This window comes from Flavobacterium sp. (assembly GCF_040382755.1).
Taxonomy (GTDB): Bacteria; Bacteroidota; Bacteroidia; order Flavobacteriales; family Flavobacteriaceae; genus Flavobacterium.
In genome coordinates this window covers 1-13,038 of record NZ_JBEIET010000009.1, presented here as the reverse complement: position 1 = coordinate 13,038, position 13,038 = coordinate 1, and the positions used below count along the sequence as shown (strand labels likewise).

General features: G+C 30.7%; 12 protein-coding genes. 2 read left to right on the top strand and 10 right to left on the bottom strand.

The features are described 5' to 3' along the window. Positions 1-37 precede the first annotated feature (37 nt). Both ABWO04_RS01915 and ABWO04_RS01910 read left to right on the top strand, forming a co-directional pair. Positions 38-1,054, top strand: a complete 1,017-nt coding sequence (locus tag ABWO04_RS01915) for a COX15/CtaA family protein (RefSeq protein ID WP_353076819.1) — start codon at positions 38-40, stop codon at positions 1,052-1,054. Positions 1,055-1,104: 50 nt separating this feature from the next. Continuing rightward, positions 1,105-1,875: a CDP-alcohol phosphatidyltransferase family protein gene (locus ABWO04_RS01910; protein WP_353076817.1), complete on the top strand. Its 771-nt coding sequence runs from the start codon at positions 1,105-1,107 to the stop codon at positions 1,873-1,875. On the opposite strand, the gene ABWO04_RS01905 is transcribed toward ABWO04_RS01910, so the two are convergent. The 10 genes from ABWO04_RS01905 to ABWO04_RS01860 form a co-directional block, all read right to left on the bottom strand. Next, the gene (locus tag ABWO04_RS01905; RefSeq protein WP_353076815.1) at positions 1,872-2,627 is read right to left on the bottom strand and encodes a LytR/AlgR family response regulator transcription factor; all 756 of its coding nucleotides are present in this window, start codon (positions 2,625-2,627) and stop codon (positions 1,872-1,874) included. The two genes, ABWO04_RS01910 and ABWO04_RS01905, sit on opposite strands and share 4 nt — an antisense overlap. A gap of 4 nt (positions 2,628-2,631) precedes the next feature. Then, a complete protein-coding gene (locus ABWO04_RS01900) occupies positions 2,632-3,279 on the bottom strand; it encodes a DUF2306 domain-containing protein (RefSeq protein ID WP_353076813.1) in 648 nt (215 codons plus the stop codon). Between the two features lie 2 nt (positions 3,280-3,281). Beyond that, entirely contained in the window at positions 3,282-3,596 is a 315-nt protein-coding gene (locus ABWO04_RS01895) for a 2TM domain-containing protein (RefSeq protein ID WP_353076811.1), read from the bottom strand. Between the two features lie 18 nt (positions 3,597-3,614). Beyond that, positions 3,615-4,952, bottom strand: coding sequence for a 2TM domain-containing protein (locus ABWO04_RS01890; RefSeq protein ID WP_353076810.1), 1,338 nt, complete (start codon positions 4,950-4,952; stop codon positions 3,615-3,617). 246 nt (positions 4,953-5,198) lie between these two features. Continuing rightward, positions 5,199-7,157: a DUF349 domain-containing protein gene (locus tag ABWO04_RS01885; RefSeq protein WP_353076808.1), complete on the bottom strand. Its 1,959-nt coding sequence runs from the start codon at positions 7,155-7,157 to the stop codon at positions 5,199-5,201. Between the two features lie 84 nt (positions 7,158-7,241). Then, positions 7,242-8,000: a shikimate dehydrogenase family protein gene (locus ABWO04_RS01880; RefSeq protein WP_353076807.1), complete on the bottom strand. Its 759-nt coding sequence runs from the start codon at positions 7,998-8,000 to the stop codon at positions 7,242-7,244. 5 nt (positions 8,001-8,005) lie between these two features. After that, entirely contained in the window at positions 8,006-8,650 is a 645-nt protein-coding gene (locus tag ABWO04_RS01875; protein ID WP_353076805.1) for a VTT domain-containing protein, read from the bottom strand. Between the two features lie 8 nt (positions 8,651-8,658). Further along, positions 8,659-10,053 (bottom strand): tetratricopeptide repeat protein, encoded by a 1,395-nt coding sequence (locus tag ABWO04_RS01870; protein WP_353076867.1) that lies wholly within the window; start codon positions 10,051-10,053, stop codon positions 8,659-8,661. 203 nt (positions 10,054-10,256) lie between these two features. Then, positions 10,257-11,447, bottom strand: a complete 1,191-nt coding sequence (locus ABWO04_RS01865) for an aspartate aminotransferase family protein (RefSeq protein WP_353076804.1) — start codon at positions 11,445-11,447, stop codon at positions 10,257-10,259. 24 nt (positions 11,448-11,471) lie between these two features. Further along, on the bottom strand, positions 11,472-13,038 hold a 1,567-nt coding region (locus tag ABWO04_RS01860; RefSeq protein ID WP_353076802.1), incomplete at its 5' end, for an OstA-like protein.

Sequence of the window (13,038 nt, the reverse complement as noted above, 5' to 3'; positions counted from 1 at the left end):
CTTTGAAACTCTGCAACTTTGAAACTTAATTAAACCAATGAAAAAATATTTTCTTACAACAGCAAAAACAGCATTAGTTTTAGTTTATTTAGTAATTCTTGCAGGTGCTTTGGTGCGAATGACTGGCTCAGGAATGGGCTGTCCAGATTGGCCAAAGTGTTTCGGATATTACATTCCACCTACAGAACAAAAAGAACTTGAATTCACGCCTAATAAAGTTTACGATGAAGGTCAAGTAATTATTAAAGACGAAGGTTTACTTGTGGCAAAATCTGATTTTACAGCTACTTCTTCTTTTTTAGAAAGTAACTGGGAAGCCTATACCAAACACGATTATGCTATTTTTAACCCAGCACATACTTGGATTGAATACATCAATAGATTGCTTGGTGCTTTGGCAGGAATTGCCTGTTTTGTAACATTTATTTTCGCATTTGGCTACTGGAAAGAAAACAAAAAAATAGTTGTGTATTCGCTTTTGGTTTGTATACTAATGGGTTTTCAAGCTTGGTTGGGAAAAACAGTGGTAGATTCGGTATTAAGTCCGGTTAAAATTACCACTCATATGTTAACTGCTTTTTTAATTGTGGGGTTACAGTTATATGTTATATATGTGGTTTCGGCAAAAAATAGTGACAGAAAATACGATAAAAAGTTTAGTATAGCGCTTGTTGTTGTGCTACTTCTTACTATTGTTCAAGTGGTTTTAGGAACGTATGTTCGTGAATTTATAGATACAATTGAGAAATCGGGAGCTCCAAAAGCGTTTTGGTTATTACACCCCGAAATCACATTCTACTTTCACCGCAGTTTTTCAATTGTGGTCTTTTTGGCCAATTTATTTTTACTTCTTCGAAATAGAAATCTTCAATTGGGTTTCGAAAAAGTAAACTGGGTAGTTCGAATTTTAATTTTCGAAATAATAACAGGTGTAATTATGGTGTATGTCGATTTTCCTTTCGGAAGTCAAACTATACATTTAGTATTGGCAACTTTCCTATTCAGTGTTCAATTTTATTTACTTTTAGAAAATAAAAAAATAACAGAAAAATAATATTACTTTTGCAGTCCGACTATATTGTCACAGTTCTTTAGATTTAATTAATGTCTAAACTCGCAGCGCAAGATAAATTTTTGGATTTATCAGATTACGGAAGGTCTTTTGGTAAAATTTTGGCTAATTCCTTAAAAAACACGCGTTTTACACCCATTCACGTTACACTTTTATTCGGAATTTCGGGACTAATTGCAATCTATTGTATTTTGAACCAGTATTATTTCGCCGCAGCCTTTTTCATCATTTTAAAATCTGGAATTGATGCTGCCGATGGCGAATTGGCCAGACTAAAAAACACGCCTTCTTATGTAGGAAGATATTTAGATAGTGTGTTTGATATTATCTTGAACTTTCTGTTTTTTATGACCATTTGTTATGTTTCAAAAACATCGATTTGGTTGGCATTACTTGCATTTATTAGCATTCAATTGCAAGGCACGCTTTATAATTATTACTATGTCATTTTGAGAAATAAATCGGTTGGAGGTGATTCCACCAGCAAGATTTTTGAATATAAAACACCAAAAGCACTACCTGGCGAAACGCAACAAGCTGTCAATATTTTATTTGGCATTTACACCATAGTATACAGCATATTCGATAAAATTATTCACTTTTTAGATGCCGATGCTTATAAAGTAAAAACATTCCCGAATTGGTTTATGACGCTACTTTCACTTTATGGATTAGGCTTTCAATTACTGATTATTGCTATAATGTTACCGTTAGGTTGGATAGAATTTATTGCACCATTTTTTACTTTTTATTCTTTATTGCTGTTTGTTTTAATTGGTATTCGAAAAACAATGATACATTAACCAATCCAATTTTTAAATTCACTAACGCGTTCTCTGGCTACAATTATTTCATCTTCTGAATACGAATTTAAACTAATTTTTAACCGCGAGTTAGAATACATTTGAATTTCTTTTATGGCTTTTAACGAAATAATGAATTTTCGACTTACGCGATAAAAATCTTTCGGATTTATTTCAGTTTCTAAAACCTCTAAAGTAATATCTGTTAAATAATTTCGATTGTCCAAAGTGTGAATATACGTGCCTTTGTTTTCGCTATAAAAACATTCAATTTCATCAATAGAAATTACTTTTATTTGTTGTCCAATTTTCACTGAAAATCGCGTTTTATATTCTTTTTCCACCGGATTAACCAACATACGTTTAATGGCTTCAAAATCTAAACTCGAAATCGTATTTTTTTGAAATTGATTTTTGAATTTTGAAATGGCAGTTGAAAGTTCGTCTTCGTCAATTGGTTTTAATAAGTAATCAATGCTATTAAGTTTAAAAGCGCGCAACGCATATTCGTCATAAGCTGTAGTAAAAATAACCGCACTTTTAATCTCAATTTGTTCAAAAAGTTCAAATGACAAACCATCAGACAATTGAATATCCAAAAAAATCAAATCTGGATGCGGATTATTTCGAAACCAAGCAATTGATTCTTCCACAGAATGTAACAACGTATTTACCTGCAAGCCTAATTTTTCAATTTTACGCTGCAATAATCGAGCTGCTGGCTTTTCGTCTTCGATGATGATGATGTTCATAGTCCTATTTGGTTTGGATTTTATATTTTCTTGACCATTTAAAAATTAATGGTGTTACTATTACTGTAGGCAAAAGCCACGCTACTATTCCTGGTAAAATGGTATTATTCACTACAATGAAGGCAGTCATAGCAGCAATATAGGAACCCATCATTCTTTGAATGTGGACTAATAACCAAAAGTTTTTATTTGAGTTTCGACCTTGATAATTTTTAAAATCTTGATAAACCATCGAAATACTTATAAATCCGAAAACTAATAAAACTATTCCAAAATTATTAGAAGATAAGAGTAAAAGTACACCATAAATAATAAATCCTATCCCAAAAAGAAACATTCCTGCGCTAAGTATCCAATCAATTTTAAGTGCTTTTTGAGTTGGTAATATAGTTTTCAATGAAAGATATCGTTGTCCTGTGCTGACCATATAAATTGAAAAAACACCAACAATAAAAAGAAAAAAATTGAAATGAATTATTGACATTAATAAACCTGAAACCCCATTTATCAGCATTCCGTATAGAAAAAAAACGCCAAATTTTTTATGTGGTTTATCTCCTTTTTTACGAATTAAATTTATAGTTCCAGTAATTAAACCAATACTTCCCGACACGATATGAATTAGAAGCAAAATAGTAAATGTTGATTTCATAATTACTCCCACTTATTCGCTTTTTCTTTCTCCATCAACTCCTTAATTTTGCGTTCTTCCCAATCTTTCCCTAAAATAAAATAAGGCAAAAATGTTGACAATGCGTGCGCTAACAAACCAATTCCCCAAAAGAAAGCAGTAAAGAAGTTCTTAAACTGAAAATAACTTTCGCCTTCTTTTAAGTTTTGAATATTTAAGATTACTAACATACTATTAATGACCAAATATACTAATGCATGCGTATAAAACCCTTTTATTTTATTTACTCTTTTCACCGCTTCCTCGTAGCGAATTTGTTCTGAAGTTATATTTTCCATGTTTTGTGTTTTTTTAAATTATTCCCAATTATTATTTTTTCCTTTATTTACTATTTCTTGAATTTTTCGTTCTTCCCAGGTTTTACCGTATCCAAAAACCCCAAATGCATGAAAACTTAATCCTAATCCCCAACCTAACATCGGGAACCAAAACCATTGAAAGCCCCAAAATGTATTGTAATTAATTATTGCCAATGTTGGTATTACAATACTATAAGCAGTTAAATTTCCGTAAAAGCTTTTCAATTCTTCTACACGTTTTTTGGCTCTTGCGTATGCTGCATTTTCTGAAAATAGGGTGTTGGTTTCCATAACTGAAATTTGTTTGGTTAATATAGGTATGCTTATTTTAAATTCATTTTCGTTTTCTTCAACTATTACTTTACGTTGGGTAAGTATTCCGTATCGATTTACAATGTTTTCTAATCCAACTCCTTTTCGGTCTGTCAAAACTTCTTTCTTTTGTAAATTATTGGACACAGCTAACATACCATTTTCAACATTAATTTTGATGTGAAGCGGTTTAGTTTCACTAACAACATTATGTTTTATGCAGTTTTCAAGCAATAATTGTAAGGATAATGGAACTACTTTTGCTTCATCATTCTCAATGTTTTCAGGAATTTCAAATGTGATGCTGTTTTCAAATCGCATTAAAAGTAAATTCATATAGGTTTTGGCAAAGGTTAATTCTTCGGTTACCGAAACCAATTCTTTGTCTTTTTGCTCCAAAACATAGCGATAAACTTTTGATAAGGAAGTAGTGAATTTTTGTGCTGCAATTGGATTTTCTTCAATTAATGAACTCAACACATTTAAACTATTGAACAAAAAATGCGGATCAATTTGGTTTTTTAAACTTTCAAACTGTGCCGAAGCATTTCCAGCAATAATCTTTTGTTGGTTAACCTTATTTTCTTGATACGCTTTATAAAAGTAAAACGCATGAAATGCTAAGGTTACAACAAATGTAATTATAATAGTTACCACATAATTTGCTAAGGTTTCATTTTGAAAAAACGCATCAAAACTTAAGCCTTCAATGATTACATCTTCAACAATTCGCAATAAAAAAATAGCAAAAACAGAAATTACAAACGAACCTAAAAAGCCTAAAATTATTCTTCGTTTTGTAAATCGTTCTACTTTAAAAACATCATCTAAATAAATGAATAAAAAGGCATTAGCAAAATATAAAGTTATTCCATATAACATGGTGTAACCAAAATTAATTAGCAAAAATTCATTCAATTGAATGGTTATGCCTGTCATTAATTTTATTACCAACAAAACTAAAAAAACAGCAATGGATAAAATAACCGCTCTTGGAATTTCTTTGATGAGTTTATCAAACATAGTAAAAAGGTTTAGTATAAAAATAATTAAAAATTAAGTGATTGCACAATAATTGCGATTAAATAAAGGATAAGTTGTATCATAATTTGGTTGTTTTAATTCTGAGACAAAATTCCTTATAAATTTTCTGCTAAAAAATAATATCTAACCCAACTGTCAATTTTTAAGGATGAATTGTGTTTTAGGACTTTTTTAAACAAAAAAAAGACTGCAATTAGCAGTCTTTTTAATGTATTGTATTAGGAATTAAATGGTGTTTAACTTTTTTAGTTTGTCTTTCCAAGTTTGTAATTCCTCTTTATGTTTTTCAATATTTTTTTGCACTTCTTTAATAAATGGATTGTTTCCTTTTGCATTATTGAAGAAACCAATATTGTTTTCTAATTGATTGATTTCATGATTCAGTTCATCAATTTTTCTTCTTATAAAAATTTGCTCGTTAGCAATGGCTCTTTGGTCGTTTCCTTCCGAAAGTTGCTCTAAACGATTACTAAATTTCATCATTTCAGAATCTTTTTTAGATAAACTCAGTTTTTCAAACAAAGCATCTAAAATTTTATTGAATTTTCCTTCAATATGACGACGATTTTGAGGCACTTTACCAAATTCTTTCCATGCAGCAATATGTGCTTTAATGGCGTCTAAATCGGTTTTGTGTTCACCAACTAATTGAAATGCACGAACGATTTCTAAGTATTCTTTTTTCTTTTCAAAAGCCTCAACTTCTACACCAATTTCTTCTTTTCTTGACTCGTGTAATCTATCAAAATATGCATTACAAGTTTTTTTGAACGTTTCCCAAATTTCATCTGAAAGTTTTCTTGGTACATGTCCGATTTTTTTCCATTCCTCTTGAATTTGCTTCATGATTGGAGTGGTAGCATCAAAATCTTCCGTATCGATATTCGCTTTTGCTTTCTCAATTAAGGCTAATTTCAATTCTAAATTACGATGTTGTTCATTTTTAATATCTTTATAAAATGAATTTTTCGTAGCATTAAATGCACGAACAGCATTTTTAAAATTACTCCAAGTAACTTCTGTAGCTTCTGCTGGCACACGTCCTGCTTTAAAGAATGCATCGCGTAACGTTTCTAATTTTACAATTTGATTTTGCCACTCACCGTGATTATTTACTTTTTCAGTGCTTAATGCATTTACTTCAGCAATAATTTCGTTTTTGCGACTTAAATTTTCTTGCTCTTTTTCTTTAAATTGAGACGCTAATGCTTCGCGTTTATCATGTAGAATTTTAGTAATTTCACTAAACTCTTGCCATATTTTTTCTCTATTTTCTTTGTCTACGGGTCCAATTTCTTCTTTCCAAACACGATGTAATAATTGTAATTCTCTGAAAGATTTAGTTACATCTGGCAATTCTACTAAAAGTTTTGCTTTGGCGATAATTTCTAATTTCTGCTCTAAATTGTTTTTAAAATCAGCATCTCTAATTTCTCTATCTAAATGAACAATTTCGTAAAATCTATCTACATGAAAATGAAAATTATTCCAAACTAAATTGTATTTGTCTTTCGGAATGGCTCCCGAATTTTTCCAACGCTCTCTAATGTCGTTGAATTTTTTAAACATTTCTGAAATATTAGAATCGTTACTTGCAATTAACGCTTTTAATTCTTCTATTAAAGCAGTTTTTTCAGTTAAATTATTTTTTAATTGATTCTCAATATTTTTAAAATTTGCCGTTTTTTTATTACGATATGTGTCTAATAATTGATCAAATTTTACTTTTATTGGTGAATGATATTCAAATTCTGTAGTTGTTTCATTTTCAGCAAAAAAGGCAACTCTTTTTTCTTCAAGTAATTGATGAAATTGATTTAAAAATGCTTTTTTTACATCTTCAATTTGATTTTTAAAAACCAATGCCTTTTCATGACCTACAAGCGTAGCCAATTCATCGACTAATTCTTCTAAAGAAAGTTTTTCGTAATCTTTTGTTTCTATTTCTAAATCGGTATCAATAGAACCTTCTTCGCTTGATTCAGCCAAATGATTGTCTATTTCATCTTGTACGGAAACGGTTGTTTCTTCTTCTGATTTATCCGAAATCGTTTCATTTTCAGTTACTTCCAAAACTTGACTTTCTAATTCAGTTTCTTCTGAAATAGGAGTTTGGTTTTCAATTGAAGTTGTTTCTTCTTGTCCATCTGCTTGTTGCAGGTTATCATTCAATTCTTCTAACATGTTTTAATGCTTAAGTTAAGGGCTCGAAGATACCAAAAGAGGTGGGAAATTCAAAGAAATTGTACTAAAATATCACATTAGTTGTTATTTGTTCCATATTAACCAAGCTTTTTCAGCCTGATTTATAAGCATTTCTTGTCCGTTTTTTGTAATTGCACCAGCTTTTCTTGCTTTTTTTAAGAAAGCGGATTCTTCAGGATTATACACTAAATCAAAAGCAATATGTTTTGATGTAAATAGGGCATAATCTAATTTTGGAAATTCCGTAATATTTGGGAATGTGCCTAATGGAGTAGTATTTATAATTATTTGATATTCATTAAAAATAGACGTATTTATTTCCTTGTATCCAATTTCATATTCTGATGGATTTCGAGACACAAAATCAAATTCGATATTTAGTTTTTTTAAAGCGAAAGCTACTGCTTTACTGGCGCCACCAGTTCCTAAAATCAAAGCTTTTTTGTGATGATTTTTCAATAAGGGTTTCAATGATTTTTTAAACCCATAAAAATCGGTATTGTATCCTTTTATTTTTTTATTTTTAGAAATAGAAATGCAATTTACAGCGCCTATTTTTTTTGCGTTTTTTGAAATTTTATTTAAAAATGGAAGAATAGATTCTTTGTAAGGTATAGTTACGTTTAGCCCAACTAAACCTTTAGTTTTATCAATGATTTCAATAATTTCTTTAATATTTTCAATATCGTAATTTTCATATTCACAGTTGTGAAAATGATTATTTATGAATTTCTCGGAGAAGTATTTTTTAGAAAAAGAATAACTTATGTTTTTACCAATAAGTCCAAACTTGCGCTGTTTCTTTTGTGATTTATGCTTCATTTCCGTTATGCTTTGTTAAATTTGGATTTGAAAATTTTAATGAAAATTGGCAATACTGAAACCAAAACTATACCTAAAACTAATTTTTCAAAATTGTTTTTTACCACCTCAAATTGTCCTAAAAAATAACCTAAAAGTGTAATTCCAGCTACCCAAAGTACAGCACCTAAAATACAATTCAGAATGTAATTTCTATATTTCATACTTCCAGCTCCGGCCACAAAGGGTGCGATAGTTCTTACAATAGGCACAAAACGAGCCATTATCACTGCTTTACCACCATTTTTTTCGAAGAAATCTTCTGTTTTTTCAATATATTCTCTTTTGAGGAAAAGTATTTTCTTTTTTTCTTTTATGAATTCACCAAATTTATGCCCTACAAAATAGTTTAAATTGTCACCAAGTAACGCAGCTAAAATTAACAAAGGAATAATAATCACCAAACTTAATTTTCCGGTAGTTGCAGCAATGACACCAATGGAAAAAAGCATTGAATCTCCTGGTAATAATGGCATTATCACAAATCCAGTTTCCACAAAAACTACTAAAAATAATATAAAATAAATTAGTGTATTGTATTGGTCAATTAGTTGGGTAATTACGGTTAAAGGATCTTTTAAAAAATGTAATAAAAAGTCGATAATTTCCATAGATTGGCTTATAGTGTATGTTTTTTAATACTATTTTGTACAGTTTCGCATTCCCAAACGTGTGGGAAGGCATCTTTTAATATATAATTTTTGTTAAAATCGGTCGTTAAAGCCGTTTCTAATGCATCGATGGCGTTAGTTTCCTCCTCAATATTGTAGAATAAACCTACTAAACGATATAAAATCTCGGCTTCATTTGGATACAATTCTTTGGCTTGATTTAAGATTTCGAAGGCTGCATTTACTTCGCCTAAAACATATAAAACATCACTCCAAAAAAGAAAATTATCTAATTCTACATCTCCGTTTTCAAACGCTTTTCTGTAACCTTCTTCTGCCTCTTCAAAGAAATTCAGGTATTGATTTATGGTAGCATATCGTCTCCAATAAAGTGGATTTTCACCATCAATTCCAATTGCTTTATTTACATAATATAATGATTTTTGGAAATCTTTTTGTTTAATGTAAAAATCAGTTATAGCTAACCAAGCCTTATCCAATAAAGGATCTTCGTGAACAGTTTTTAAGTAAAAATTTAAAGCTTGTTCTGAATTTCCAAGTTTTTCATAGCATTTTCCAATGCGCAAATAAGCAAATGAAGTAGGATCATCTAATTCAATTGTAATTAAATAACAATCTATGGCTTCTTGATAGTGCTGAAGTTTTTCTAATGATTTTGCTTTTTCTAAAAACGCGCCTAAAAAACCTTCATCAATAAGACAAGCATAATCAAAAGCCCAAACGGCTTTTTCGTAATTTTTAATGGCATAAAATTGGCGTCCTAATTGGTGCCAAGCTACTTCGCTATAAGGATTTTTCTCGATAAAATTTTCTAAATATACTATTGCTTCCTGGTTTTGGTCTAAGAAGTCAAAACAATACACCACATTGTAAAGTGCAGAATAATCTTCTTCATCGTTATCTAAACATAAAATAAAGTTTTCTTTGGCCAACTCTAAATTATCCATAAATAAATATTCCATTCCAATCATAGAATAGACATCTGCTTCATCATCTGTGTATCGAAGCGCAATTCTTAAATGTTCAATAGCTTTTTCGTGTTGGTCTCTTTTGGAACAAATGTTGGCACGTTGAATAAAAACTTCCTCGTTTGTAGGTTCTAATAACGCGATTTCATTTAAGATTTTTTCAGCTTGTTCAATTTTGTCATCGTAAATTAATAATTCAACGTGAACCAGTTTTAATCCTGTAGATTTTGGATGTTGCTCTAAGCCCAAGCGTAGTGCTTTTTTTGCTAAATTAACGCGCCCAGTATCCATATAATGCAAAACAATATCTTCAAATTCTTCCGAATCAAAAAAGAAAACCTTGTTGGTTTTTAGCATCGATTCGAATTTAGAAAGCGATAATTTGTTTTCTTCCTCTTCTTCATTATGGCTCATATTCATAGCAACAACTTTTTAAAAGTTACAGTAATAAAATTACGTAATTTAATGCTTGCAAATTCTTTGCCAAGTGTATCTTTTGAACAATTTAATTAACAAAATTTAAGTTCAAATACAGTTATTTAGCAACACTGATTTGAGAAATTATACTAATTTTTAAAATTTCTCAAATCAGTGTTTAAAAAATTAATATTTAGGTTTTAAAGATTCAAAGTATGAACCTCGTCCATAACTTCTAATAATAATTGACAACCTTCTTCAATTTCTTCATTGGAAATGGTTAATGGAGGTGTAATACGGATGGCTGTTCCTTCAAATAATAACCAAAATAATATTAGTCCACGTTTGTGACATCGTAAAATAACTTCGTTTGTAATGTTTGCGTTTTTTGTCATTGCAGCTAACATTAAACCTTTTCCACGAACTTCTGTTATTAAAGGATGAACCAATAATTTTCTGAAAAGAATTTCTTTTTCTAATGTTTCTGCCATTAATTTGGTTTCAGTAATTTCTTGTAATGTGGCTAAGCAAGCGGCTGCAATTACGGGATGTCCACCAAATGTGGTAATATGTCCTAACTTCGGATTGTCGTATAATAAATCCATATGTGCTTCAGAAGCTACAAATGCGCCAACTGGCATTCCGCCGCCCATTCCTTTTCCAATAACTAAAACATCTGGTACACAATCGTAATTTTCAAAGCCGAATAATTTTCCAGTACGACCAAATCCGGGTTGAATTTCGTCTATGATTAACATCGCGCCAACTTCAGTGCATCGCGCTCTAACTTTTTTAAGAAAATCGTTTTGTGGTTGAATAAAACCTGCACCTCCTTGAATAGATTCTAAGATAATTCCAGCTGTTTTTGTTGTAATTTTCTGGATATCTTCTTCGTTATTAAACGTAATAAAATCGACGTCTGGTACTAATGGTCTAAATACTTGTTTGCGTTCTTCAAAACCCATAACACTTAAACTCCCCATAGTATTCCCGTGATAGGCATTATGGCAAGATATAAATTGACTTCTTCCGGTTACTCTTCTTGCTAATTTTAAAGCGCCTTCGGTAGCTTCGGTTCCAGAATTTACCAAATATGTTTTTTTTAAGGGATAGGGTAGAAGTTCGGCTAATAATTTACAATATTCGGTTGCTGGATTTTGGGCATATTCGCCATACACCATAACGTGAGAATATTTGTCTAATTGGTTTTTTATAGCCGTATTTACACGTTCATTTTGATGTCCTAAACTACACGCTGAAACACCTGCTACAAAATCTAAATATTTATTTCCAGAAGTATCATAAATATAAGAACCTTTAGCATAAGAAATTTCCATAGCTAATGGGTGAGGAGAGGTTTGTGCTTGATATTTAAAGAAATCGTTTATCATGGTTTTGGTTTTTAGGTTAAGGGTTTAAGGTGATTGAGTTTTTTGCTTTTTACTTTTCACTTTTTCCTTTTTACTACCTACTTTTTTCCCATAATCCGTAGTTTCTTTTAGGACGGACATTGGTTTTTTCTCTTCTTTTTCTTTCTTTTTTGTTTCGACTTTTACTTTTTCGTCGATGGCTTTTTCTTCATCAGGAAAAATATTCTCTAAAGATGTGATTTTTTCGTCTATTCGCCAAATAAAACCTCTAAGTCGCCTTGCGTTTTTTGGAAATTCTTTATCAGGATAGGTATCGCTTAAAATTTGTTTGAAAGAAGTTAGTTCTAAAATTTTATTGTTTTCCAATTGCATATTGATACTACTTGAAACGCCCTTGTCAATTCCAACCATTTCATTTTCATCGTTATACATAAAATAAATTTTCTCTGTATTTTTGATTAAATCTACTTCGTATAATTTATTATCTCTAAACTTTCCGTATAAAAATTGCCCTTTCACTTGATTGAAATTGTCTTCACTTAACGTATCTTTTTGAACCAAAAAGGCATTATTGAGTATTTTCAATGAATCTAATTTCTCGGTTTTATTATTTCCTATTAAATGAATAACGTCGCCCGTCATTTGGTTATCTGCATTCCAAACTACAGGTCTTCCGATAAGTTTTGTGAGTTGTGTTTTATTATTAGAATGAATGGAATCGCATTTTCCACTCATATCCGTTTTAAAAAATCGAACATTGTTAAAAGCTCTTATGGTTCTATCTTCTTGCGGACCCGTAACCAATATTTTTTTTCCGTGGAGATACATAGTATCCTTTTCTACTAAGGTTTTTATCAGTGCTTTTTTGGTAATAAACATCGAATCTTTTTTCGTCCCGCCAATATTTCGATATACTTCTGCGTAATGTCCGGTAGCAATCATATTGTTAATGGTATCGGTAATTTTTACGTTATTGGTAGCTTTTGCGAAATTTTTCTTTCGGTCGTAATTGATAATATCGCCTTCTACTTTCCGATTATTATAAACGATATTGGATTTATCCAAAAGCCTTCCAACATCATTTTTAGTGTCATAAAATCCATTTGTAGTGTTAATCACATTTTCTTTACTTGTAATCGTACTTGGGCCGTAAACGTAGGCGTGTCCTGAGTTGTCGTAAAATTCTAAATTATTAGTTTTAATAGTAACTTGTGGATTTACAACCGTTACTGCTGTTTTGAAAACGTATTTTTTGTTATTTAAATAATATCTTCCAGATTTACTTTTTAAAGTATTTTCTTTATTAAGAATGGTTCCCCAGCTTCTATAAAAGGCTTCTTGTTTGTTTCTATCAAAGTAAATGGTATCGGTTGTTAAATTAGAATCAGGCGAACGCAAATTGACATTTCCAGTTGCGTAGGCTTGTAATGTTTTCCCATCGTATTCCGCATAACGGCTATTCATTACAATAGTATCGCCTTGGTTTAATATTACGTTTCCAAACGCTTTTACGTAATCTTCATCGGTATAATGATACGCTTTATTGCAATTTATAAGAACACCATTATGTTGCACTTGAACATTTCCAGTAAAAATAATGGCGCCCGGGATT

What these genes read in the sequence shown, in the direction of transcription:
- ABWO04_RS01915 (WP_353076819.1), top strand. Translation starts at nt 38, where the DNA reads ATGAAAAAATATTTTCTTACAACAGCAAAAACAGCATTAGTTTTAGTT.
- ABWO04_RS01910 (WP_353076817.1), top strand. Translation starts at nt 1,105, where the DNA reads ATGTCTAAACTCGCAGCGCAAGATAAATTTTTGGATTTATCAGATTAC.
- ABWO04_RS01905 (WP_353076815.1), bottom strand. Translation starts at nt 2,627, where the DNA reads ATGAACATCATCATCATCGAAGACGAAAAGCCAGCAGCTCGATTATTG.
- ABWO04_RS01900 (WP_353076813.1), bottom strand. Translation starts at nt 3,279, where the DNA reads ATGAAATCAACATTTACTATTTTGCTTCTAATTCATATCGTGTCGGGA.
- ABWO04_RS01895 (WP_353076811.1), bottom strand. Translation starts at nt 3,596, where the DNA reads ATGGAAAATATAACTTCAGAACAAATTCGCTACGAGGAAGCGGTGAAA.
- ABWO04_RS01890 (WP_353076810.1), bottom strand. Translation starts at nt 4,952, where the DNA reads ATGTTTGATAAACTCATCAAAGAAATTCCAAGAGCGGTTATTTTATCC.
- ABWO04_RS01885 (WP_353076808.1), bottom strand. Translation starts at nt 7,157, where the DNA reads ATGTTAGAAGAATTGAATGATAACCTGCAACAAGCAGATGGACAAGAA.
- ABWO04_RS01880 (WP_353076807.1), bottom strand. Translation starts at nt 8,000, where the DNA reads ATGAAGCATAAATCACAAAAGAAACAGCGCAAGTTTGGACTTATTGGT.
- ABWO04_RS01875 (WP_353076805.1), bottom strand. Translation starts at nt 8,650, where the DNA reads ATGGAAATTATCGACTTTTTATTACATTTTTTAAAAGATCCTTTAACC.
- ABWO04_RS01870 (WP_353076867.1), bottom strand. Translation starts at nt 10,053, where the DNA reads ATGAGCCATAATGAAGAAGAGGAAGAAAACAAATTATCGCTTTCTAAA.
- ABWO04_RS01865 (WP_353076804.1), bottom strand. Translation starts at nt 11,447, where the DNA reads ATGATAAACGATTTCTTTAAATATCAAGCACAAACCTCTCCTCACCCA.